Raw genomic sequence first — 21,154 nt, forward strand, 5'->3', positions numbered from 1 at the left:
CCAGCCGCGGCTGCGCCGGGCGGGCGTTCGCCGCCGCGCTCACCGCCGCGCTCACAGCCGCGTTCCGGTCACGGCGTCGAAGAAATGCAGGTCGGCGGGGTCGGCATGCAGCGCCAGCGGCCCCTGCGGGATCGGCAGGGCGGCGTCGGCGGCGGTCACCACGTCGGCCCCCGCCGCGCGCCCATGCAGCAGGCGGGAGGCGCCCAGCTCCTCCACCGCGTCGAGCGTGAAGGGCAGGCCCCCGGCGCGCTCGGCCTGCGGGACCACCCGCGCCTTTTCCGGGCGCAGGCCCAGCGTCACGAAGCCCGGCGCCATGCCGGCGGGCGGGGCGGCGAAGGGCACGGCCTCCGCCCCGATGCGCAGGGCGCCGCCGGCCAGCTCCGCCGGGATCAGGTTCATCGCCGGCGCCCCGATGAAGGCCGCCACGAAGGTCGAGGCCGGGCGGGCGTAGACCTCGGACGGCGCGCCCACCTGCTCGACCTGGCCGCCGTTCAGCACCACAATGCGGTCGGCCAGCGTCATCGCCTCCACCTGGTCATGGGTCACGTAGATCGCCGAGACCTTGAGCCGGCGCTGCAGCTTGCGGATCTCCAGCCGCATCTGGGTGCGCAGGCGGGCGTCGAGATTGGACAGCGGCTCATCGAACAGGAACAGCGACGGGTCGCGCACGATGCACCGCCCCATCGCCACCCGCTGCCGCTGGCCGCCCGAAAGCTGCGAGGGCTTGCGGTCCAGGAAGTCCTCGATCTGAAGCATGGCGGCGGCCTCGGCCACCTTGCGGGCGATCTCGGCCTTGTCGGTTCCGCGGTTCTTCAGCCCGTAGGCGAGGTTCTGGCGCACCGTCATATGCGGGTAGAGCGCGTAGTTCTGGAACACCATGGCGATGTCGCGCTCGGCCGGCTCGACCTCGTTCACCCGGCGGCCGGCGATGCGGATCTCGCCCTCGGTGATGTCCTCCAGCCCGGCCACCATGCGCAGCAGGGTGGACTTGCCGCAGCCCGAGGGGCCGACGAAGACCACAAGCTCGCCCTGCCCGACCTCGATGGTCACGCCGCGCACGGCCACCGCGCCGTTGGGATAGCGCTTGACCGCGCCGTCGATGACCAGCGTGGGTTCGGCGGAGGCGGCGGGCGCGGCGGCGGCCGCGATCACGGGAGCGTTCGCTGGGGCGCTCGCGGGGGCATTCACGGCGGCGTTCGCGGCGGCGTTCGCGGCGGCGTCGAGGGTGACGGTCATTTCTCGGTCTCCACGAGGCCCTTGATGAACATGCGCTGGAACACCAGCACCACCAGCGCCGGCGGCGCCATGGCGAGGATGGCGAGCGCCAGGGCCTGATTGTAGTCGGGGATGTTCGCGCCGATCCAGACCTGCAGGATCTGGCGGATGCCGCGCACGATGGTGAACATGCTCTCGTCCGTGGTCATCAGCGCCGGCCAGAGATACTGGTTCCAGCCGACCACGAACATGATGATGAAGATCGCCGCCATCATGGTTTTCGACAGCGGCGCAAGGATGTCGACGAAGAAGCGGAACGGCCCGGCGCCGTCGATGCGCGCGGCCTCCAGCAACTCGTCGGGGATGGAGCGGAAGAACTGCCGGAAGAAGAAGGTCGCCGTGGCCGAGGCGATCAGCGGCAGGATCAGCCCGGACCAGCTGTTCAGCATCCCCAGCCGCTGCACGACCTCGTAGGAGGGCAGGATCCGCACCTCCAGCGGCAGCAGCAGGGTGGCGAAGATCACCCAGAAGGCCAGGCTGGCGAAGGGAAAGCGGAAATAGACGATGGCGTAGGCCGCCAGCATCGAGATCACGATCTTGCCGATGGCGAAGCCCAGCCCCAGCAGCACCGAGTTCCACAGCATCAGCGTGCCGGTGATCTCCCCGGTGAAGCCGCCGCCCTTGAGCAGCACGGTCTCGTAGGTTTCGAGGAACTTGCCGCCATAGCCCAGTTGCAGCCCCTCGGAATGGATCACCACCGGGTCCCAGGTGGAGGACATGAAGGTCACCACCATCGGCCCGCACATCAGCAGCACGCCGAAGATCAGCACGATATGGTGCAGGATCTGGGCGCGCCGGCGGGCGCGGTTGACCGGCCGGGCGGCGGCGGGCGCGGCGGGGGCGGGGGCGAGCGGGTCGGCGAGGGCGGTCATGGCTGGATCCTCAGGAATAGTGCACGCGCCGCTCGATCAGGCGGAACTGAACGATGGTCAGGGCGAAGACCGCGATCATCAGGATCACCGACTGCGCGGAGGAGCCGCCGAGGTCCTGCCCCCGGAACCCGTCGAGGAAGACCTTGTAGACCAGCGTCACCGGGTTGTTCCCCGGCTCGCCCTTCAGCATCACGTCGATGACGCCGAAGGTCTCGAAGAAGGCGTAGGTGATGTTGATGACCAGCAGGAAGAACGAGGTCGGGGCCAGCAGCGGGAACACCACCGTCCAGAACCGGCGGGCGGGGGAGCGGCAGTCGATCGCCGCCGCCTCGCGCAGGGAATTGGGGATGCCCTGGAGGCCGGACAGGAAGAAGATGAAGTTCACCGGGATCTGCTTCCACGCGGCCACGGTGATCATCGCCACGGCGGTGTCGAAATAGCTGACGCCCACCTGCATCTCCCAGCCCAGCCAGCGCGCGAAGTCCGACAGCGGGCCGATATGCTGGTCGAACATCATCACGCCGATCAGCCCGGCGACGGGGGGCGCGATGGCGTAGACCCACATCAGCGCGGTCTTGTAGGGGCTCTTGCCGCGCAGCACCGCGTCGGCCGAGACCGCCAGCGCCAGCGCGATGCCCAGCGAGATCACGCAGATCGACACCGTGAACACCGCGGTGAACTGCGCCGAGCGCCCGTAATCCGCGGCCGAGGTGGAATCCACGTAGTTGTCGAAGCCCACGAAGGTGGCGTTCCCGAAGAACGGGTCCTCCAGGTAGAAGGAGGACCGCAGCGCCTCTCCCGCCGGCCACAGGAAGAACAGCGCCACGATGATCAGCTGCGGCGCCAGCAGCAGGTAAGGCGTCCAGGAGGGGCCGAACTGCACCTTCTTCATCTGGGGGCTCCGGTCGGGTGTGGGGGAGGAAAGGGAACGGGCGCCGCCCCGGCCCGACTGGGGCGGGTGGGGGCGGAGCCCTGAGCGCCAGGGACGCGACGCGGCGCTCGGTTCGGATACGCGGGAAGGTCGGGGGCCCGCGCGACGGCGCGGGCCGGAACGAAGACGGCCGGGAGGCGCGCAACGGCGCCCCCCGGCCGCGAGGCGGGATCAGCCCGAGGTCTTGGCGAAACGCTCCAGAAGGCGGTCGCCCTCTTCGTCGATGGTCTTGAGCGCCTCGTCGACGGTGGTCTCGCCGGCGAAGACCTTGCCGAACTCGCGGTTCATGACGTCGCGGATCTGGACGTAGAAGCCCATCCGGTAGCCCTTGGTCCACTCGCCGCCCGGCAGGGACAGCTGCAGGATGCCGGTCTCGGCCGAGGGGGCCTCGTCGTAGTAGCCCTCGGACTTGGCCAGCTCATAGGCCGCGGTGGTGATCGGAACGTAGCCGGTTTCCTCGTGCCAGTAGAACTGGATCTCCGGCGAGGTCAGATACTCGAAGAACGCGGCCGAGGCCTGGTTCTCTTCGGCCGGGTGACCGGCCAGGGCGAACAGCGCCGCGCCGCCGATGAAGGTGGTCCCGCCGGCGCCCTCGACGTCGCCCCAATAGGGCAGGTAGGTGGCCTGGAACGGGGCCTTCATCGACTGGCTCAGCCCGCCGAAGGAGCCCGAGGAGCCCAGCCACATGGCGACGTCGCCATTCTCGAACGGGGCCTGGTTGTCGGACCAGCCGGCGCCGTAATAGGCGTAGAGCCCCTCGTCCTTCCACGCCTTCAGCTTCTCGAAGTGGCGCTTCAGCTCGGGGGTCTGGGACAGCAGCAGCTTGGTGCCCTCGGCGCCGTCATAGCCGTTGTTGTTGGTGGCGAACTGGAGATTGTGGCGGGAGAAGAAGTTCTCCACGAAGATCCAGGGCGTGTGGCTCTGGGCCAGCGGCACATAGCCGGCGTCCTTGAGCTTGGGCGCGATCTCCTCGAACTCCTCCCAGGTCTTGGGGGGCTGGACGCCGGCCTTCTCGAGCGCTTCGGTGTTGTAGTACATCACCGGGGTCGAGGAGTTGAACGGCATGCCGACCATCTTGCCGGCGGAGTCGGCGTAGAAGTAGCGCACGCCCTCGATGTAGTCGTTGGCGTCGAAGGCGACGCCGTTGTTCTTCAGCAAATCCTCGGCCGGCAGCACCGCGCCCTGGGCGCCGATGATGGTGGCCGAACCCGCGTCGAACACCTGCACGATGTTGGGCTGCTCGCCGGCCCGGAACGCGGCGATGGTCGCGGTCAGGGTCTCTTCGTAGTTACCCTTGAAGATCGGCGTGATCTTGTAATCGGACTGGCTGGCGTTGAAGCGGGTCGCGATTTCGTTGACCACCTCGCCCAGACGGCCGCCCATGGCGTGCCACCAGGCGATTTCGGTCTGGGCGTTGGCGGCGCCGGCCCCAAGGACGAAGGCCGGGGCGAGCGCGGCGGCGAGCAGCGTGCTGCGAAGCATGAAAATCTCCGTGAACGGGTGGAGGTGATGAGACCCGCTGCCTAGACCCGGCTCATGTCGTCCCGGTCTCGGTTTCATGTCGGTTCGACGACGTTTCGCCCGGGTTGCGCGCGGATCCGCGCGTCAACGCTTCGTGAACCTCCGCGTCCTATTCCCGGTGACGTCCCAAGGGGCGTCGGAGGAAAGCGGATGCGCCGCCTGCGCAGACTGATCGAAGGAGCGCAGAGCGCCGAGGGCGTTCTGGCCATGCTCGCGCTCGGCTGCTGGGTCTGGTTCCATGAGATCGACGCGTTCGAATGGGCCTATCGCTACTCCCAGGCCCATGAGGGGATGGAGCTCGACGAGCTTGTGAACGGGCTGTTCGTCGCCGGCATCTTCTCCATCGGTCTGCTGGTGCTGCGCGGGTTTCGCCTGCGACGGGCGAGCCGACGCGGCGACCTGGCGGAGCGGGAGGCCGCGTGGCTCGCGCGACATGATCCGCTGACCGGCCTGCCCAACCGCCGCAGCCTGGACGAACACCTGGCCGCTCATGCCGAGGGCCGCCGCCGCGGGGCGCGGCCGGGCGGGGGGGCGCGCCGCGGCGCGGGCCGGCCCTGGACCCGGGGCGCGGCGGTGCTGTGCCTCGACCTCGACGGCTTCAAGCAGGTCAACACGCTGCTCGGCCATGACGGCGGCGACCGGCTGCTGGAGGTCGTCGCCGACCGCCTGCGCCATGTGGCGGGGGATTCGCTCGCGGTGCGGGTGGGGGGCGACGAATTCGTGGTGGCGGCGGATCGGGGGCTGGAACCCGACCCGATGGCGCTGGCCCGGCGCATCGTCGCCGCGCTGGCCGAGCCGGTGGAGATGCCGGGCGGCCTGACCGCGCGCGTCGGGACCTGCGTCGGCGTGGCCCTGACGCCGGAGGACGCGGCCAGCCAGGAGGAGGCGCTGCGGCTGGCGGACTCGGCGCTGTACGAGGCCAAGCGCCTGGGCCGCGACAAGGTCGTGCGCTTCGACCCCAGGATGGCGGAGGCGCTGGACCTGCGCCTGCGCCGGGAACAGGCCCTGCGCCGGGCCCTGGACCGGGACGAGATCACGCCGCATTACCAGCCGCTCGCCGACCTCGCGAGCGGCGAGCTGGAGGGATTCGAGGCGCTGGCCCGCTGGACCGGCGAGGACGGGCCGGTCCCGCCCGACGAATTCCTGCCGCTGGCCGAGGAGATGGGCCTTCTGCCCGAGCTTTCGGACCGCCTGCTCACCCGCGCCTGCGCCGACGCGCGGCATTGGCCGAAGCCGCTTCGCCTGGCCTTCAACATCTCGCCCGCGCAGCTTGGCGACCGGATGCTGGCGCAGCGCATGTTGTGGATCCTCGACGCCGCCGATTTTCCCCCCGGCCGCCTGCAGGTGGAGGTCCCGGAGGCCGCCGCCCTGCGCGATGCGGGGACCGAGGGCGGGCTGATCGACCAGTTGCAGGCGGCCGGCGCGCGGGTGGCGCTGGACGATTTCGGGGCCGGCTACACCAGCCTCGGGCAGCTGGCGCGGCTGAAGTTCAACGCCATCAAGATCGACCGCGGTTTCCTGGAGGCGGCGCAGGGCGACATCGACCGGGCGGAGGCGATCCGCGCCATCGTGGCGCTCGGCCGGGGCCTTGGGGTGACCACCACCGCGAAGGGGATCGAGACGGCGGAGCAACGCGCCCGCCTGAAGGCGCTGGGCTGCGATCTCGGCCAGGGCCACCTGTTCAGCCCGGCCCTGCCGCCGGAGGCCGCCGCGGCGCTGGCCCGGGGCCAGGCGCCGCCGCCCGCGAGCCCCGCCGACGCAGCGAACGTCGAGGGGGCTGACGTCGAGGGAGGTCGCGTCGACGAAGCCCGCGTCGAGGGGCCCCCGGCCGAGAAGGCTCGGGTCGAGAAGGCTCCCGTCGACGCGGCCCCCATCGACAAGACCGCGTCCGGCGCCCGCCGCAACGGCTGACCTGCCGCGCCCCCCCGGCGCGGGGTCCGGCGGCCGCGCCATGGCGCGCCCGGTCCAGACGCCCTTTCCGCCCGACAGGCCCCCTCCTTTCGTCCCTCTTCGTCCAGTCCCGTCGCCCTGCCCCCGCTCCCCTGGGTCCGGCCTCGTCAGACCGACCCTCGGCAAGCAAGCGACGTCGCCGCCCCGCTCGCATCCTCCGCCTGTGCGCGAAGGTCGGTCTTGCGCGGCGCGGCCCTTTCGACGGGTCCACGCAGCGTCGCGGGCATGGCTGCGGGGCGGGGCTTGGCGGTTGACGCGACGCATGACCCGGGGCGGACTGGGCGCCGGTCCGCTTCCCCCTCGCGACGCCGGGCGCCCCTGCGCGACTTCGGCGCCCAGAGCGCGGAGGGACGCCCGCGCCCCCAACCGCATCGCGCTCCCGCCGCAGGGCCAGCCGCCTGCGCCCTCCTCAACGCATGGCGCGCCCGGCGCCCCCCCGCCCCGGCGCCATCCGCGCACCGCCGCAACGCCGCGCGGGCGCGCCGGGGCCACCGGCGCGCGGGTGGTCGCGCGGCCCGCGCGGACCGAAGGCGCCTCCGCCCGGACATGCGAACGCCGCGCCGGAGGGCTCCGGCGCGGCGTGGGTTTCGCGATGATGCGCGCCGATCAGGCGGCGGCGGAGGCGCCCGCCCCGCCGAAGCGCGCGAGCCGGCCGGCGATGATCTCCTCGGCCTCGGCCATGATCCGGTCGACCAGCTCCTTCACCGTCGGCACGTCGTGGATCAGCGCCTGGATGGTCCCCGCCGTCCAGATCCCCGCATCCACGTCGCCGGTCTGATAGCCCTCGCGCCCGCGGGCGCCCTTCACCAGATGCGCCACCTCCTCGAACGGCTTGCCGGCGCGCTCCAGCTCCAGCACCTGCTGGGAGACCGCGTTCTTCCGCACCCGCGAGGTGTTGCGGTAGTTGCGGAAGATCAGGTCGGTGGACCGCTCATCGCCCTCCACCATCGCCTGCTTGAAGTTCATGTGGATCGGGGCCTCCTGGGTGCACATGAAGCGCGTGCCCATGTTGATGCCCTCGGCCCCCATGGCCAGCGCCGCCACCAGGCCGCGCGCATCCCCGATCCCGCCCGAGGCGATGACCGGAACCTTCACCTTGTCCACGCAGGCGGGGATCAGGATCATGTTGGGCACGTCGTCCTCGCCCGGATGGCCGGCGCATTCGAACCCGTCGATGGAGATCGCGTCGACCCCCATCCGCTCCGCCGACAGGGCGTGGCGGACGGCGGTGCATTTGTGGATGACCTTCACGCCGTGCTTCTGCAGCTCGGTCACGTGCTCCTGCGGCTTGTAGCCGGCGGTCTCGACGATCTTGACGCCGCCCTGGATGATCGCGTCGCGGTATTCCGCGTAGGGCGGGGGCGTCAGCGTCGGCAGGATCGTGAGGTTCACGCCGAAGGGCTTGTCGGTCATCTCGCGGCAGCGCTTGATCTCGGCCAGCAGCGCCTCCGGCGTCGGCTGGGTCAGCGCGGTGATGAAGCCGAGCGCGCCGGCATTCGCCACCGGGGCCACCAGGTCGGCGGTGCCGACCCACTGCATGCCGCCCTGGGCGATGGGGTGCTCGACGCCCATCAGTTCGGTGAAACGGGTCTTCATCGCGGGTCTCCTCCTGCGGATCCGGCCCGTTCGCCCGGGCCTTTGTCGTGGAACGGGCCGGAGGGGTCGCCCCCCCCCCGGCCCGCGGATCAGCGAAATCCGGGCGTCCGGCTCAGCGCGGGGCCATGCGGATGGCGCCGTCGAGCCGCACGTCCTCGGCGTTGAAGTAGCCGTTCTCCAGCATCGTGCAGGCGAGATGCGCGTATTCGGCCGGGTCGCCCAGGCGGGGCGGATGCGGGACCGACGCGGACAGCGCGGCCTTCACATTGTCCGGCGCCCCCTGCAGCAGCGGCGTGTTGAAGATGCCGGGCAGGATGGTGTTGATCCGGATGCCCTCGGCCGCGAAGTCGCGGGCGATGGGCAGGGTCATCGCCACGATCGCGCCCTTGGAGGCGGAATAGGCGACCTGGCCCATCTGCCCGTCCTCGGCCGCCACGGAAGCGGTCATCACCATGGCGCCGCGGTCGCCGCAATCGAGCTTCTCGACCTCCAGCATCCCCGCGGCGGAGGCGACGATGCAGCGGAAGGTGCCCACTTGGTTCACCTGGATGGTCCGCATGTAGTCCTCCATGGAGAACCGCTTGATCGCCCCGGTCTTGCGGTCCCGGCCCACGGTCTTGGCCGCGGTGCCGATGCCGGCGCAGTTGACCAGGATCCGCTCCTGCCCCTGGAGCGAGCGCGCCCGGGCGAAGCCCGCCTCCACGCTGTCGTCGGAGGTGACGTTGACCTCGCAGAAGGTCCCGCCGATCTCCTTGGCCAGGGCTTCGCCGGCTTCGGCGTTGAGGTCGAAGAGCGCGACCTTCGCCCCCTTCGCCGCCAGCATCCGCGCCGTCGCCGCGCCGAGGCCGGAGGCCCCGCCGGTGACGACCGCGCTCAGTCCCTTGATATCCATCACAGCGCCTCGATGATGGTGACGTTGGCGAGCCCGCCGCCCTCGCACATGGTCTGCAGGCCGTATTTCTTGCCCCGCGCCTTCAGCGCATGGACCAGGGTGGCCATCAGCTTGGTGCCCGAGGCGCCCAGCGGGTGGCCCAGCGCGATGGCGCCGCCGTTGACGTTGATCTTCTCGGGATCGGCGCCGAGATGCTTCAGCCAGGCCATCGGCACCGGCGCGAAGGCCTCGTTGACCTCGTAAAGGTCGATGTCGTCGATCTTCATGCCGGCCCGCTTCAGCGCCTTCTCGGTGGCGAAGAGCGGCTCTTCGAGCATGATCACCGGATCGCCGCCGGTCACCGACATGTGGTGAATGCGGGCGATGGGCGTCAGGCCGTATTTCTTCACGGCGGCCTCGGAGGCGACCAGCACGGCCGACGAGCCGTCGCAGATCTGGGAGGCGTTGCCGGCGGTGATCACGCCGCCCTCCTGCAGGGTCTTGAGGCCGGCGAGGCCTTCCATCGAGGCCTCGGCCCGGATGCCTTCGTCGCGGGTGTGCATCATGGTCCCGCCGTCGCCGTCGGGGACCTCGATCGGCACGATCTCCTGGTCGAAGGCGCCGGCGTCGGCGGCCGCGGCGGCGCGCTTGTGCGAGCGCAGCGAATATTCGTCCAGCATCTCGCGGGAGAAGCCGTGCTTCTGCGCGATCATCTCGGCCCCGGCGAACTGGGTGAAGGCGATGCCGGGGAACTTCTCGTCAAGCCCCGGGGACTTGGCCGAGTTGGGCTGAAATTCGGGGGTGAACGAGCCGGTGGAGCCCATCGGCACGCGGGTCATCGATTCGACGCCGGCCGCGATCACCACATCCTGGGTGCCCGACATCACCGCCTGGGCGGCGAACTGGATCGACTGCTGGGACGAGCCGCACTGGCGGTCGATGCTGACCGCGGGGACATGCTGGGGCAGGCGCGAGGCGAGCACGGCGTTGCGGCCGACATGGAGCCCCTGCTCCTTGGTCTGGCCGACGCAGCCCATGATCACGTCCTCGATGGCGTTCGGGTCGACGCCCGAGCGGTCGAGGATGGCGTTCAGCGAGGCGGCGGCGAGGTCGACGGGGTGCCAGCCGGCGACCTTGCCGCCCCGGCGCCCGCCGGCGGTGCGCACGGCGGCGCAGATATAGGCTTCGGGCATTTCAAATCCTCCCAGGGTTCGCGTCCCGGCGGCGTTCGCGCCGCCGGGTTGGGGTCAGGCGTGTCAGCCGCCGAACTTGGCGGGGCGCTTTTCGCGGAAGGCGGTCACGCCCTCCTTGAAGTCGGGGGAAAGGCCGGCCTCGCGCTGGTAGGCGCGTTCGGTGGCCAGCGCCTCCTTGAACTCGGCTTCGGCGGCGATCCAGCCGGCGCGGCGGATGAGACCGAGGCTCGACGGCCCCTTGGCCAGACGCTGGGCCAGCGCCATGGCCTCTTCCTCGACCTTCGCGTCGGGGACGACCCGGTTGATGAGACCCCATTCCAGCGCCTTTTCGGCGGGGATCTTCTCGGCCAGCATCATCATTTCCATGGCCCGCGGGCGCCCGATGGCGCGGGTCAGCAGCCAGGTGGCGCCGCCGTCGGGCACGAGGCCGATGCGGGCGAAGGCTTCGAGGAAATAGGAGGTGTCGCCCGCCACGATCAGGTCGGCGCAGAGCGCGAGCGACGCGCCCACGCCCGCCGCCGGCCCGCGCACCGCGGAGACCAGCGGGATCGGCAGGTTGCGCACCGTCATCATCAGCGGGTTGTAGTGGCCTTCCAGCGAGGCGCCGACATCCAGGTTGGGATCGTCGAAGTCCCGCCCGCCCGACAGGTTGGCGCCCGAGCAGAAGCCGCGCTCGCCGCCCGCCAGCATCACCGCCCGGCAGGACTTCGACGCCTCTTCCAGCGCCTCGCGGATGGCGTCGCCCATGTCGGTGGTCACGGAATTCAGGGTCGACGGGTCGTTGAGGCGGACGATCATCACGTCGCCGTCGCGTTCGACCAGGATCTTGGGGTTGCTCATGCGAGGATCTCCGTCGCGGTCTTAATTACATGATTAAGGGAGGCCGTGCAACGGCCTCCCTTTTCGTCGGAACCGAGGCTCAGCGGTACTCGCGCCGCTCCCACCACGGGAAATAGTCGGGCATGTCGGTGGACACCTTGTCCCGGAACTCCGCCGGCCGCTTGGCGAGGAACGAGGCCACGCCCTCGGCCACGTCGTCGGACAGCCCGAGCGAGGCGATGCCGCGGCTGTCGATCTTGTGGGCCTCCATCGGGTGATCGGCGCCCAGCATCTTCCACATCATCTGCCGGCTCAGCGCCACGGCCACGGGGGCGGTGTTGTCGGCGATCTCGCGCGCGAGCGCCTTGGCTGCCGGCAGCAGGTCCTCGGGTTCGTGGACCGAGCGCACGAGCCCGCCCTTCAGCGCCTCGTCGGCATCGAAGACCCGGCCGGTCATCGCCCATTCCAGCGCCTGCTGGATGCCCACCAGCCGCGGCAGGAACCACGACGAGCACGCCTCCGGCACGATCCCGCGACGCGGGAACACGAAGCCGTAGCGCGCGTTGGTGGAGGCGAGCCGCACGTCCATGCCGAGCTGCATGGTCACGCCCACGCCCACCGCCGCGCCGTTGCACGCGGAGATGATCGGCTTGAGGCATTCGAAGATGCGCAGGGACAGCCGGCCGCCGCCATCGCGCAGGCGGGTGTCGGAATAGTCGGTCAGCCCGTCGGCGCCTTCCTTCATGTAGTCGCCCGCGGTGAAGGGCTTGCCGCCCTCCTCGCGCGTCAGGTCGGCGCCCGCGCAGAAGCCGCGGCCCGAGCCGGTGACGATGATCGCGCGCACCGCGTCGTCGGCGTCGGCGGCGTCCAGCGCGGCGATGAAATCGAGCTGCATCTGGCGGGTGAAGGCGTTCAGCTTCTCGGGCCGGTTGAGGGTGAGGGTCAGCACCCCGTCCTCCAGCTCGGTGTAGAGATGCGTGTAGTCGGTGCGGATGCTCATCAGGTCGTTTCCTCCAGGTTGTTTCGTTGGCGCGAACGGCATCGAGGCCGAGCGCATGAAATCGGGGCGGCGGCGCGAGCCGTATCGCGGCGCCTCGCCGGACCGCACCGTCTTAACACGGGCGCTGTGTCCGACAATCCGGGAAAGTAAGGATCGCGTATCTTAACCGCGTCATTCCCCCGCCAGCTCAGTTCACCTGACGCCCGCGGCCTTCCCAGTAGGGCGCGCGCAGGTCGCGCTTGAGCAGCTTTCCGGAGGCGTTGCGCGGCATGGCGGGGATCACATCCACCGTCTTGGGGCACTTGAAGGCCGCGAGATGCTGGCGGCAGTGGCCGATTACCGCCGCCTCGTCGAGGCTCGCGCCCTCCTTGAGGGTGACCACGGCTTTCACCGCCTCGCCCCAGCGGTCGTCGGGCACGCCGATCACCGCGGCCTCGGACACGGCGGGATGGCCGTAGAGCACGCTCTCGACCTCCGCCGGATAGACGTTCTCGCCGCCCGAGATGATCATGTCCTTGATCCGGTCGTGAATGTAGACGTAGCCGTCCGCATCCATGTAGCCGGCGTCGCCGGACTTGACCCAGCCGTCCTCGGTCTTGGTTTTCGCCGTGGCCTCGGGGTTCTTCCAGTAGCCGATCATGCATTGCGGCCCGCGGGTCGCGATCTCCCCGATTTCGCCAAGGGGGACTTCGTTCCCCTCCGGGTCGAGGATCATGACCTCCTGCCCCGGCATGGGCTTGCCCGCGGAGCTCATGCGCGGCGAGCCGGCGGGGTCGTGATCCTCAGGCGGCAGCAGGCAGATGGAGCCGGTGGTCTCGGTCATCCCGTAGACCTGGGTCAGCTTGCCGCCGATCACCTCGAGGCATTCGCGCAGCAGAGGCAGCGGCATCGGGGCCGCGCCGTAGGAGATGGAGCGGATGCCGGAGAAGTCCGTCTCCTTCGCCTTGGGATGGCGGACGATGAACTGAAGCGCGGCGGGCACGGCGAACAGGCGCGAGACGCCTTCGTTGTGGATCAGGTCCATGGCTTCGATCGGGTCGAATTCACGGGTGATGATCGCGCCGCAGCAATTGGCGAAGCTGATGACCCACAGGCCGAGCCCGCCGATATGGGCGAAGGGCATGGCGACGAGGTTGATGTCGTCGTCTTCCCAGCTGTCATAGGCCATCGCCGCCTCAGCCATCGCCGCGCGCTGGCGCAGCAGGTTGCCGCCCGACAGCATCACGCCCTTGGGCAGGCCGGTGGTGCCGGAGGTGAACAGCAGTAGGCAGGGATCGTCCGGGCCGGCCTTGTCGTCCGGATAGCCGGCGGGATGGGCGTCGCGCCAGGTCTCGTAGGCGGGCCAGGTCTCGTGCCCGCCCTCCATGGCGACAAGGGTGAGATCGGCGGGAAGCTGGTCGCGGATCGCCTCGACGGCGGCGTGGAACTCGGGGCCGACGCAGAGCACGTCGGGGCCGAAGATGTTGATGACGCCGGCCACTTCCTCGGGCGCCAGGCGCCAGTTGATCGGGCCGAAGATGCCGCCGGCGCGGGCCGTGCCGACCAGCAGTTCGTAAGCCGCGTCGGAATTCTTGCCGAGATAGGCCACCAGCTTGGCGCCCTGGGCGTCCAGCGCGTTGGCGACCTTGTCCGCCAGCGCGTCGAACTGGGCGAAGGTCGTCGCCCGCCCCTCGAACTTGTGGCACATCGCGTCGGGCCGGCGCGCGGCGTTGGCGCGCGACAGCAAGCCCAGCGTGGTCATCGCCTTCGGATCGATCATCGTCATCCTCCCCGGGGCGAGAGGCTTTTCCGCGCCCCCCTTTCCCCTGCAACCGACGGCGCGCGCCGCCCGAAACGCCCGAAAGCCTGCCCCCGCCGCCGGTCCGCGTCTTGCGTCCGGCGGCGGGGGCGCGGGCTCAGATGCTGCGCGACAGCAGCTCCTTCATGATCTCGGAGGTGCCCCCGTAGATCCGCTGCACCCGCGCGTCGCGCCACAGGCGGGCGATCGGATACTCGTTCATGTAGCCGGCGCCGCCATGCAGCTGCAGCGAGGCGTCGAGCACCTCCCACTGCATTTCGGTGAACCACAGCTTCGCGGCCGAGGCCTCGTAGGTGGTCAGCTTGCCCTCGCAATGGCGGTTGATCGCCCAGTCCAGATGGGCCCAGCCGGCCTGAAGCTTGGCCTTCATCGAGGCCAGTTCGAAGCGGGTGTTCTGGAAGTCCATGATGGTCTTGCCGAAGGCCGCGCGGCCCTTCACGAAGGCCACCGCCTCATCGAAGCCACGCTGGGCGGCGCCCATGGCCGAACAGCAGATCGACAGCCGCTCCTGCGGGAGCTGGTTCATCAGCTGCGCGAAGCCCTGCCCCTCCGTGCCGAGGCAGTTGGTGATCGGCACGCGCACATCGGCGAAGAACAGCTCCGACGTATCGGCCGAATGCTGGCCGATCTTGTCGAGGTTGCGCCCGCGGGAGAAGCCGTCGCGGTCGGCCTCCACGATCACCAGGCTGATGCCCTTGGCGCCCAGCGCGGGGTCGGTCTTGGCGACCACGATCACGAAATCGGCGTTCTGGCCGTTGGTGATGTAGGTCTTGGAGCCGTTGACGACATAGTGGTTGCCGTCGCGGATCGCGGTGGTGCGCACGCCCTGAAGGTCGGAGCCGGCGCCCGGCTCGGTCATGGCGATGGCGCCGATGACGTCGCCCGAAATCATGCCCGGCAGGAATTTGGCCTTCTGCTCCTCGGAGCCGTAGGCCTCCAGGTAGCCGGCGATGATGTCGGATTGCAGGGTGAAGCCGGCGGACGACCCGATATAGGCCAGTTCCTCGGCGACCACGGCGTTGTAGCGGTAGTCGAGCCCCAGCCCGCCGTATTCCTCCGGCACGGTCGGGCACAGCAGCCCGCCCTCGCCCGCGGCCTTCCAGGCGTCGCGATCGACGACGCCTTCGGCCTCGTAGCGGTCCAGGTTGGGGACCATGTGGCGGTCGAAGACGCGACGGACGGTGTCGCGGAACTGGGCGTGATCCTCGCCATAGGCGGTGCGTTCGGCAGCGTCGAGCATGGTTCCTCCCTTGGGCGGCGCTTATGGCCGTTCCCGCATTTAATTACGCGATTAAGATAAGGCCGGCAAGCGCGCCGGCGACGCGGGGGGAAGGGTCGCGGAGGCTCAGCGGCGGACCGAGAGTCCGTCCATGATCAGGCCGACGGTCTGCTCCACATAGACGCGGCGCAGGTCGTCGTCGATCTCGTCGATGCCGTGGACGTATTTCAGCACGAAGCGGGCCGAAAAGATCTGGTCGCAGGCGCCTATGGCGGTGAAGTAGAAGAACCGCGAGTCCGTCGGCCTGAATTCGCCGGCGGCGACGCCCTCGGCGATCATGGTCTCATAGGCCTGGGCGATGGGGCTCAGGTAGGTCTCCGCGATCTGGCGGCCGACCTCTTCGCTCTCATCCCGCATGATCGAGATGAGCAGGCGTTGCAGATAGGGAAACCGGAAGTAAATCCGGATCAGCCCCGAAAGATGATAGCGCATCTTGGCGGCGGGGCGCATGTCCATCGCCACCAGATCTCGCAATTGCGTGATGGAGAGCGACAGGTCCCGCTCCAGCAACGCGAGCATGAGGCCGTTCTTGTTGCCGAAATAGTATTTGACCAGCGCCGAGTTCACGCCCGCTTCGGCGGCGATGTCCGAAATCGACACGCCCAGCGTGTCGCGGCTGCGCATCAGCGCGCTCGCCGCGGCCAGAAGGCTGTCCCGCGTGGACAGGCGTTCGCCGTCGCCCCGCTCCGCCGTCGCGTCGTCGCTCATCGTCAAGTTAAGACCGCCCCTGCCAAATGCTTCCGCGACCTTAATTGCGCGGCGAGCCCTTGTCACCCATTGACCCGAGGCCCCGCGATTCCCCCGAAATCCGCGGATTTCGCGCGCCGAGACGCCCCGCCCGACTTGCCATCGGTCCGGGCGGGGTCTAGGCGTGAAACTTGGCCTTCCGACGCGGCAATGAGGGGCGCGCATGGACGACGCAGCGAACCGGACCCCGCCCGATCCCGAAGCGGGGCCCGAAGCCCGGCCCCGGGACAGCGCCCATCGCGTGCTGGAGGAAGCCGAGATCAACGCCATCCGCGACCCGGCCCGGGTCGAGCTGCGCCGCGACCAGCTGCTGGACGCGGCGTTGGAGCTGTTCATCGAGAAGGGCTACGCCTCCACCACCATTCGGGATATCTGCGCGCGTTCGGGCGTCAATCAGGCGTCGCTTTACGATTACGTCGCCAACAAGCACGACATCTTGCGTCGAGTGCTGAACCGGCTGTGGTTCCGCGGCCAGAACGGCGGCATGCCGGAGGTGCTGGGCGATCCGGCCCGCGGCTCGGTCCGGACGGCGGTGGCGCGGATCCTGCGGCATTCGTGGAAGAAACGGCGGCTGGCGACGCTGCTGGCCTATCGCTCGGTCCCGCATCTCGATGCGCAGGACCGCGAGACCCTGCGCCTGCGGGAGGAGCGGCTGATCCGGTCCCTCGCCGCCCAGCTCCGCGCCGAGTCCGGGGCGGCGGAGGAGGACAAGCGGCCTGAGGTGGTGGCGAATTTCATCATCTACGCCAACGCCTTCGGCCCGATGCGCGACTGGCTGATGCGCGATTGCGACGAGGCGGTGGTGCTCGACACCGTGTCCGCCGGGATCGCGGCGATGATCGAGGATCTCAAGACCCCGCCCCGCACCCCAGACCCGCTGCCGCCCCTCGACTGAACGAGCGGCGGCGGCAGGCGGGCTCAGCCCGCCCGGGCGCGGCGCGGGGCGCTGGCGGCCTCGGCGCCGACGATGGCTTTCGCGGCGGCGGCCCGGCGGCGGCGCATAGCGAAATCCAGGATGCGGGCGCCCGGCGCGTCGGAAACGGGCGCGGCGACGGGCGCCGGGGCGCCCCTGCGGCGGAGGCGGATCACGCCGCGCGGCAATTTGGGACGCGGCGCCAGCGTCGGGACCAGCGCGAAGATCGGCAGGCGCGCCGCGCCCGGATCGCGCGCCGCGCCCTCGACCAGCCGGTGAGTGGCGACGAGCGCCGCCGGCATCTCCAGCACCGAGCGGCACACGAGGTTGCGCGCGGTCCAGTCCGGGCGGAAGATCTCCTTGAACCGGCGCAGGCCGCGCAGGCCCTGCGGATCGCCCTCCCTGGCGTAGATCCGGGCGCCGATCTTCGACAGGCGGGTCCCGGCGGGGTCGTCGTCCAGCCCCGACAACGGCGCCATGCACAGGTTGAAGCGGGCGGCCCCGGCCTCCTGCGCGGCCAGCGCGGCCTCGACGATCAGGGCGTGCATGGTCCCGTCCGGCGCGTCGGGGCGCAGGCGCATCAGGTCCAGCATCCGCTCCGACCCGTCGCCGGAGGTCCAGGCGGTGACGAAGCCGACCAGGCGCCCGTCCTTGCGGGCTTCGACCAGTTCATGCCGGCGCGCGAAGGTCCAGTCCCAGTGGCCCATGGAGAAGCTGCGCTCCCGCTTGGCGCCGCCTTCGGTCCAGGCTTCGGCGACGTCCGCCAGCTCGGCCGGGTCGGCCTCACCGGGCGCGCGGCGGACGATCGTGACGCCGACCTTCTTCAGTCGGGAGAGCTTGCGGCGCAGCTCCCGACGCTCGGGCGTGTCCAGGGTGAAGGCGGCGAGGTCGAGCGCGCCTTCCTCCCCCAGCTTCTGGATCTTCCAGCCGCGGGCGGCCCAGAAGTCCCGGGCGGATTCGTCGGACTTGTAGATGGCGACGCGGCCGCGGGCGGCGCGGGCGGCGGCTTCGAACCGGTCGACCAGAGGGCCCCAGGCGGCGCGCGGCCCCTGCGGGTCGCCCAGCGCCACCCAGCGGCGGCCCTGCACCGCGTACATGACGAAGGCCCGGCCGCAATCGGAGAGCATGAAGCGCTTGTCGCCCAGCCAGGCGAGCTCGCCCTCGGCCCGGTCGCCTTCGTCGAGGATCCACTGCACGCGGTCGCGGATCTCGGCCTCCGACGGGGTCTCGGGGGTTTCGGGGGTTTCGGGGCGGCCCGCAGCGCGCCCGGGGGCGCGGCGCAGCAGGACCAGGGCGGCGACCAGGGTCGGGCCATGGTAGATGACGCGGAACATCAGGATGGAGGCCGCGAGCTCGGCCGCCGGCACGGTCGGGAAGGCGACGATCAGCGCCGCCTCGAACACGCCCGCCCCGCCCGGCGCGCCGGTCAGCAGGCCCAGCCCGAGGGCGGCGGCGAAGACGGCGATCAGCTCCAGCGGCGCGGGCGCCCAGGCCATCGGCATCAGCACCCACAGGGCGAGGCCCGCGGCGATCAGGTCGCCGGCGGTCAGCACCACCGAGCGGACCAGCCAGCCCAGGTCGGGGCCGCGCAGATCCAGCCCCGCCACGCGGAAGCGGCGATGCGAGGCCGCGGCGCAGGCGGCGACCAGGCCGGCCAGCGCCAGCGCCGCGACGCTCTGCGCGCCGGAGGCGGAAGCGCCGGTGAGGTCGATGGCGGCCGAGGGATCGATCAGCGTGACCAGCGCGAGAAAGCCCGCCACGCCGGTGAAGAAGCCCAGCGAGGCCATGCCGGTCAACGCCGCGGCCTGGGCCGGGCCGATCCCGGCGCCGGCATGGGCCCGCCAGCGGGCGAGGGCGCCGGTGACGGCGCCGAAGCCCAGGGTCTGCGCCACCGCGCCCGCGGCGAAACCCCCGGCCAGCAGCCGCCCCGCGCCGAGGTTCAGCCCCAGCCGCCGCGCCGCGAAGACGTCGTAGCCCGAGATGAAGACATGCGAGAGCACGGTGAGGATCAGCGCCGCGACGATGGCGGCGGCCGGCGCGGCGGCGAGCGCGGCGATCAGCGCCTCGCCCTCGATCTCGGCCAGGCGGTCGCGCATCGCCCAGACCGCGAGCCCCGCGACCGCGAGCGGCCCCGCCGCCCGAAGCGCGATCCGGCGCGCGCGCCGGCCCAGGGCGGTCGAAACGCCGCCCGCGTCGATCCCGGTGATGTCGGTCATGAAACCCGTTCCCCTCTGCTCGCTCCGCCGAGGAACATGGGGGCCCGGAATGTCCAAGAACTTAACGGAAACGCGCCGGGAGCGCCTTTCCGCCCCCGTCAAGAAATCGTTTTCCCTGTTAGTTGGAACAGGTCCCGAAAAGAAACGCGCCCCGGCCGGAACCGGGGCGCGCGAGGATCGGGTCTTCGCCGTCGGGCGAGCGATCAGTTGGCGATCAGCGACGGCAGCCACAGCGTGATCGACGGGAAGGCGATCAGCAGGGTGATGGTGATCGCATCCATGACCACGAACCAGCCGATGCCCTTGAAGATCTCGTGCGTGGGAACCTGATCCCCGACGATGCCCTTCACGACGAACACGTTCAGCCCCACCGGCGGGGTGATGAAGCCCACCTCCAGGAACTTGGCCATCAGGATGCCGAACCAGATCAGGTTGATCGACTGGCTCTCCAGCACCGGCAGCAGGATCGGGATGGTCAGCAGCATGATCCCGATGGGATCGAGCAGCATGCCCAGGATCAGCAGCGCCACCGAGATCAGCAGGATGGTCTGAAGCTGCGAATAGCCCGACCCCGAGATGAAGTCGGCGAGGATGTCCGTGACCCCCGATAGCGCGAAGAAGCGGGTCAGCAACTGCGCGCCGATGGCGATGACGAAGATCGAGGCGGTGGAGCGCAGCGTCTCGTTGACCGCCGACATGAACACCGTCTTCGACATCGACCGCTTCATCAGGGCGATGAGGAAGGCGAGGAAGGCGCCGATGGAACCGGCCTCGGTCGGGGTGAACACGCCGGAGAACAGGCCTCCGAACACGCCCGCCACCAGCAGCATCACCGGCCAGGTGTCGCCCAGCGCGCCCATGCGCTCGGAGAAGGTGGGATGCTCGTCGACCCGCGGCGCCAGCGAGGGCGTTCTCCAGGCCCGCACGAACACCATCAGCGAATACATCAGCGCGGTCAGCACGCCGGGCAGGAAGGCGCCGGCGAAGAGCTGCGAGATCGGCTGCTCGACGAAGATGCCGTAGATGATCAGCAGGATCGACGGCGGAATCATCGACCCGATGGTCCCCGCCGCGGCGACCGTGCCGGTGGCGAGCCCCTTGTCATAGCCGGCCTTCAGCATCTCCGGCACCGCGATCCGCCCCATGGCGGCGGTGCAGGCGAGCGACGAGCCGGTGACGGCCGCGAACAGCGCCGAACCCTGGATGGAGGCGATGGACAGCCCCCCGGGCAGCCAGCTCAGCCACAGCCGGGCCACGCGGAACAGCCCTTCGGTCAGGCCCGCATGGTAGCAGAAATAGCCCATCAGCAGGAACATGGGGATCGAGCTGAGGGTCCAGTGGGCGGTGAAGTCGTAGGGGATCTCGGCCATCATCCCGACCGCGGCGCGGGGGCCGAGGATCAGGTAGATGCCGCCGGCGGAGACCATGCCGAGCGCGACGCCGATGGGCACGCGCAGGAAGATCATGGTCAGCAGGACGCCGATGCCGATGATGCCGATGGTTTCGGGATCAAGCTCGCTCAATGTCCGCCTCCCGCAAGCGCCGCGTTCTCGGCGTCGGTGTCGTCGAGATCGGCCCGCACCAGGCGGATGACCGCGCGGACCAGCCGCAGCACCAGGAAGGCCGCGATCAGGCCGCAGCCCAGCGGCACCAGGAAGCGGCTGGGCCAGATGATGATGGGATAGGTGCCCATGATGAATTCGCCGACCTCGAACTTGCGCACGGCCGAGACCCAGGAATAGCGCATCAGCATGGCGAAGAAGCCCAGCGCCAGCGCGTGGGCGGCGACGTCCAGCACCCGCCGGCCGACGCGCGGCAGGGCGGAATAGATCAGCTCCACGTGGATATGGCCGTTGACCTTCTCCACCGCCGCCAGCGGCAGGAAGACGACGGCGACCATGTAGTAGTTGGACACCATCTCCAGCGTCACCGGCACCGGCGCGTTGAGCAGGTACTTGCCCGCCACATCGACCGTGACATGCCCCATCATCAGCGTCAGCGCGATGGCGGCGATGGCCATGAACACGAACGAGAGCAGGTCGATCATCCTGTCGATCGCCTTCATGCGCGCATCCTCCGCGCGGGATGCGGCGGCGCGCATCCGTGCTCGGCCCGGACGCGAAGTCCAGGCCCGTCGATCCTCCGGATCACGGCGTCTCCTCCCCATATTCCT

The 21,154-nt window shown here is 70.1% G+C and carries 17 protein-coding genes; 2 read left to right on the top strand and 15 right to left on the bottom strand.

Translation table 11 applies throughout. The annotated features are described in order from the left end of the window. Positions 1-51: 51 nt before the first annotated feature. The 4 genes from ugpC to BLV24_RS06575 all read right to left on the bottom strand — a co-directional run bounded on the left by ugpC (position 52) and on the right by BLV24_RS06575 (position 4,560). Entirely contained in the window at positions 52-1,236 is a 1,185-nt protein-coding gene (gene ugpC, locus BLV24_RS06560; RefSeq protein WP_092680384.1) for a sn-glycerol-3-phosphate ABC transporter ATP-binding protein UgpC, read from the bottom strand. Beyond that, positions 1,233-2,147: a sn-glycerol-3-phosphate ABC transporter permease UgpE gene (gene ugpE, locus BLV24_RS06565; RefSeq protein WP_092680385.1), complete on the bottom strand. Its 915-nt coding sequence runs from the start codon at positions 2,145-2,147 to the stop codon at positions 1,233-1,235. The genes ugpC and ugpE overlap by 4 nt, the downstream gene beginning before the upstream one ends. A gap of 10 nt (positions 2,148-2,157) precedes the next feature. Then, complete coding sequence (locus tag BLV24_RS06570; RefSeq protein ID WP_092680386.1) at positions 2,158-3,039, bottom strand: ABC transporter permease subunit; 882 nt, start codon at positions 3,037-3,039, stop codon at positions 2,158-2,160. A 210-nt stretch (positions 3,040-3,249) separates the two neighbouring features. Then, complete coding sequence (locus tag BLV24_RS06575; protein WP_092680387.1) at positions 3,250-4,560, bottom strand: extracellular solute-binding protein; 1,311 nt, start codon at positions 4,558-4,560, stop codon at positions 3,250-3,252. A 189-nt stretch (positions 4,561-4,749) separates the two neighbouring features. On the opposite strand from BLV24_RS06575, the gene BLV24_RS06580 reads away from it, so the two are divergent. Then, on the top strand, positions 4,750-6,510 hold the full coding sequence (locus tag BLV24_RS06580; RefSeq protein ID WP_176954656.1) for a putative bifunctional diguanylate cyclase/phosphodiesterase: 1,761 nt from the start codon (positions 4,750-4,752) through the stop codon (positions 6,508-6,510). 645 nt (positions 6,511-7,155) lie between these two features. On the opposite strand, the gene BLV24_RS06585 is transcribed toward BLV24_RS06580, so the two are convergent. From BLV24_RS06585 to BLV24_RS06620, 8 genes are all read right to left on the bottom strand, one after another. Continuing rightward, positions 7,156-8,145, bottom strand: coding sequence for an NAD(P)H-dependent flavin oxidoreductase (locus tag BLV24_RS06585; protein WP_092680389.1), 990 nt, complete (start codon positions 8,143-8,145; stop codon positions 7,156-7,158). A gap of 112 nt (positions 8,146-8,257) precedes the next feature. Next, complete coding sequence (locus BLV24_RS06590) at positions 8,258-9,037, bottom strand: SDR family NAD(P)-dependent oxidoreductase (RefSeq protein WP_092680390.1); 780 nt, start codon at positions 9,035-9,037, stop codon at positions 8,258-8,260. Continuing rightward, entirely contained in the window at positions 9,037-10,209 is a 1,173-nt protein-coding gene (locus tag BLV24_RS06595) for an acetyl-CoA C-acetyltransferase (RefSeq protein ID WP_092680391.1), read from the bottom strand. The genes BLV24_RS06590 and BLV24_RS06595 overlap by 1 nt, the downstream gene beginning before the upstream one ends. 63 nt (positions 10,210-10,272) lie before the next feature. Continuing rightward, complete coding sequence (locus tag BLV24_RS06600; protein WP_092680392.1) at positions 10,273-11,049, bottom strand: enoyl-CoA hydratase-related protein; 777 nt, start codon at positions 11,047-11,049, stop codon at positions 10,273-10,275. 79 nt (positions 11,050-11,128) lie between these two features. Beyond that, the gene (locus tag BLV24_RS06605; protein ID WP_092680393.1) at positions 11,129-12,028 is read right to left on the bottom strand and encodes a crotonase/enoyl-CoA hydratase family protein; all 900 of its coding nucleotides are present in this window, start codon (positions 12,026-12,028) and stop codon (positions 11,129-11,131) included. A gap of 187 nt (positions 12,029-12,215) precedes the next feature. After that, the gene (locus BLV24_RS06610; RefSeq protein WP_092680946.1) at positions 12,216-13,787 is read right to left on the bottom strand and encodes a long-chain-fatty-acid--CoA ligase; all 1,572 of its coding nucleotides are present in this window, start codon (positions 13,785-13,787) and stop codon (positions 12,216-12,218) included. A 136-nt stretch (positions 13,788-13,923) separates the two neighbouring features. Continuing rightward, the gene (locus BLV24_RS06615) at positions 13,924-15,066 is read right to left on the bottom strand and encodes an acyl-CoA dehydrogenase family protein (protein WP_092680394.1); all 1,143 of its coding nucleotides are present in this window, start codon (positions 15,064-15,066) and stop codon (positions 13,924-13,926) included. A 105-nt stretch (positions 15,067-15,171) separates the two neighbouring features. Continuing rightward, on the bottom strand, positions 15,172-15,813 hold the full coding sequence (locus BLV24_RS06620; protein WP_092680395.1) for a TetR family transcriptional regulator: 642 nt from the start codon (positions 15,811-15,813) through the stop codon (positions 15,172-15,174). Positions 15,814-16,015: 202 nt separating this feature from the next. Between BLV24_RS06620 and BLV24_RS06625 the strand changes: the two genes are divergently transcribed. Beyond that, positions 16,016-16,747 (top strand): TetR/AcrR family transcriptional regulator, encoded by a 732-nt coding sequence (locus tag BLV24_RS06625; protein WP_092680396.1) that lies wholly within the window; start codon positions 16,016-16,018, stop codon positions 16,745-16,747. A 23-nt stretch (positions 16,748-16,770) separates the two neighbouring features. Here BLV24_RS06625 and BLV24_RS06630 read toward each other — a convergent pair whose 3' ends face one another. The 3 genes from BLV24_RS06630 to BLV24_RS06640 all read right to left on the bottom strand — a co-directional run bounded on the left by BLV24_RS06630 (position 16,771) and on the right by BLV24_RS06640 (position 21,046). Next, the gene (locus BLV24_RS06630; protein WP_092680397.1) at positions 16,771-18,981 is read right to left on the bottom strand and encodes an MprF family protein; all 2,211 of its coding nucleotides are present in this window, start codon (positions 18,979-18,981) and stop codon (positions 16,771-16,773) included. Between the two features lie 203 nt (positions 18,982-19,184). Further along, a complete protein-coding gene (locus tag BLV24_RS06635; protein WP_281242890.1) occupies positions 19,185-20,504 on the bottom strand; it encodes a TRAP transporter large permease in 1,320 nt (439 codons plus the stop codon). Further along, entirely contained in the window at positions 20,501-21,046 is a 546-nt protein-coding gene (locus BLV24_RS06640; RefSeq protein ID WP_176954658.1) for a TRAP transporter small permease subunit, read from the bottom strand. Before BLV24_RS06640 ends, BLV24_RS06635 begins: the two co-directional genes overlap by 4 nt. Positions 21,047-21,154 lie beyond the last annotated feature (108 nt).

It is taken from the genome of Albimonas donghaensis (assembly GCF_900106695.1).
GTDB classification, from domain to species: Bacteria; Pseudomonadota; Alphaproteobacteria; order Rhodobacterales; family Rhodobacteraceae; genus Albimonas; species Albimonas donghaensis.